2 protein-coding genes and 1 pseudogene are annotated in these 2,430 nt (G+C 62.6%); 2 read left to right on the plus strand and 1 reads right to left on the minus strand.

Features of this window, described 5'->3' with window-relative positions; genetic code table 11:
- Nucleotides 1–303: pseudogene (locus tag EN969_RS26655) on the plus strand (branched-chain amino acid ABC transporter permease); the annotation flags it as partial.
- 42 nt (nt 304–345) lie between these two features.
- Nucleotides 346–1,539, plus strand: coding sequence for an ABC transporter substrate-binding protein (locus EN969_RS26660; protein WP_013533160.1), 1,194 nt, complete (start codon nt 346–348; stop codon nt 1,537–1,539).
- 109 nt (nt 1,540–1,648) lie between these two features.
- Here the strand turns inward: EN969_RS26660 and EN969_RS26665 are convergent, their stop codons facing one another.
- The gene (locus tag EN969_RS26665) at nt 1,649–2,317 is read right to left on the minus strand and encodes a nuclear transport factor 2 family protein (protein ID WP_063167469.1); all 669 of its coding nucleotides are present in this window, start codon (nt 2,315–2,317) and stop codon (nt 1,649–1,651) included.
- Nucleotides 2,318–2,430 lie beyond the last annotated feature (113 nt).

Below are 2,430 nucleotides of genomic sequence, written 5' to 3' on the forward strand. Positions count from 1 at the left end.
GGCGTGGTCACACCCGACACATTCTATCTCGGTCTCACCTTCATCACCCTTTCCATGCTCGTCGTCGGCGGCATGGGCAGCCTGTCGGGGGGTGTGGTGGGTGTCGTCCTGCTGTCCGCCCTTATCCAGGCGCTGCGCTGGCTGGAGGCAGGCGTATCGCTCGGCGAGTCCACTTTCGCCCTCCCGAAAGGGGTTCAGGAAATAGCCCTCGGCGTCATCATGATCGTGATCCTCGCGCTTCGCCCATCCGGACTCATGGGCAACCGCGAGATCACCTTACCCCGCAGCAGTCGCAACAAGTGACCGGCGGCACAAGCCCGACCGGAAAACAAAAAGGAGACGTGCATGACATACAAAATGAGAATTGTCGCAACCGCTCTGGCCTCGATGTCCATCGCATACCCGGCCCTGGCCGATGACAAGACCATCGTCATCGGCTTCGCCACTGCGGAGTCGGGCTTCATGGAAGCCTATGACAAGCCTGCGCAGGAGGCGGCCTTGATCCGCATCGACGAGATCAATGCGGCTGGCGGTCTGCTTGGAAAGCAGATCAAGGTCGTCAAGGCCGACACCAAGTCCGACCGGGCCGAAGGCGCCAAGGCGGGCCTCTCCGTGCTCGACCAGGGCGCGGATCTCGTGGTCGTCTCGTGCGACTACGACTTCGGATCGCCGGCTGCGCTCGCGGCCGAGGACGCGGGCCGTATCTCCTTCTTCCTGTGCGCGGAATCGGTCAAGGCCGGTATCCAGGGTGTCGGCCCGCACAGCTTCTCCGCGTCGGTGCTGGCGCCCGTGCAGGGCGCGACCATGGCCGAGTGGGCATTCAAGGAAAAAGGCGCAAAGGACTTCTACCGTCTGCTCGATACCTGGACGGCCTACAACAAGGGCATCTGCGACGGCTTCGACTGGATGATGCCGAAGCTCGAAGCCCAGGGCGCGAAGCTTGTCGGTGAAGACACCTTCAAGAACGAGGACGCCTCCATCGCCGCGCAGATCACCCGCATCAAGTCTCTGCCGAAGGAGCCGGATGCGATCATGCTTTGCACAATGATGCCGGGCGCTGTTTCGGCCATCAAGCAGCTTCGTGCCGCGGGCATCAACTCCATGATCCTGAATGGCTCGGGCGTCGACGGTAGCTATTGGCTATCCGCTGTGCCCGATCTGACGAACTTCTACGTCCCCGTTCAGGGATCGATCTATGGCGACGATCCCAATCCGGAAGTGCTGAAGTTCAATGCCACCTACAAGGCGAAGACAGGCGCCGATCCCTCGAGCCAGTATGTCTTTCCGGGTTACGTCATGGTCGACGTCTGGGCCAAGGCGGTGGAGCGTGCAGGCACGACCGATGCCGACGCCGTCGTCGCGGAACTGGAGAAGATGAAGAACGAGCCGACGCTGTTCGGGCCTCGTACCTTCACGCCGGAACTGCATCACCAGAACCAGACGCGGTACCTGATCGTCGAGACCAAGGCCGGCAAGCCGGGTGTTGTAGGCAACTGGACGATTTCCGAGCCGGTACCGATGGAAGCCTTGCTCAAGTAAGAAGATGGGCCGGGTAAGCCCGGCCCTTTCGTAGGATCTTGCCTTTGGACAAAAAACGAGGGCGGCCCGCTTGGACCGCCCTTCGTCGCCCGATGAATTCAGATTTTCGCTACCCTCGCGCTTTGCGGTAGGAATCCTTGAGCGCTATGAGCTCCCCCGAGAAAGCGAAGATATCGCAGCCGTCGACTTCGATTTGCTGCCCCGCTGCCGTGGTGCCGACGAAGCGCCATGATGAAAGCCCGGTGTCGCCCGTCACGACGTGCCGTCCCCTGGTCCACGCGGCCTTCGGGAAAGCATCGAACAGCGCTGCATAGGCGGCGCGCACGGCGTCACGCCCCATATGCTTGCGCCCTTCGGCATCGGGTCCGGCCGAGCCGTGGAAAGCGCAATTCTCAGCCATGCAGTCCATCAGCGCGCCCACATCGCGAGCGTTCCAGGCAGCGAGGAACCGGTCAAGCACGGCGAGCCGCCTGGCTGCGAGATCGCCGGCCTCAACGACCTCGACCTCCAGGAAGGCCAGCGGCGCATCGCCGGCATTGATGATGTTGTGGGCCACACCCGTCCGCCGCGAATAGGGCACCCCTTGAGTGAGGGCGGCTTGCGACTGCGCGCCGTCCGGGCCTTCGAGACCGAGCTTGCCGTCCGTAAGCGGCACGATGACGTAGTCATGGCCATGGATGTGCCAGCCGGTCTCGGCCCCGGCGGCAAAGCGCCATTCGGTGACCCGAAAGCGTTCGTCGTCGATATGGACGACCGGTTCGGCTTTCATGCGGGTCATTCAAGTCCCTCCTTGGCAACCGCACCGGTCAGGCGCTCAAGCGTCCGGCCCATGCGCGTCATGATTTCTTTCACATCGTCTTCTGTCGAGATCATCGGCGGGCAGAGCGCGAG

The sequence above is a fragment of the Mesorhizobium sp. M7A.F.Ca.CA.003.01.2.1 genome (genome assembly GCF_003998945.1).
Classification (GTDB): domain Bacteria; phylum Pseudomonadota; class Alphaproteobacteria; order Rhizobiales; family Rhizobiaceae; genus Mesorhizobium; species Mesorhizobium ciceri.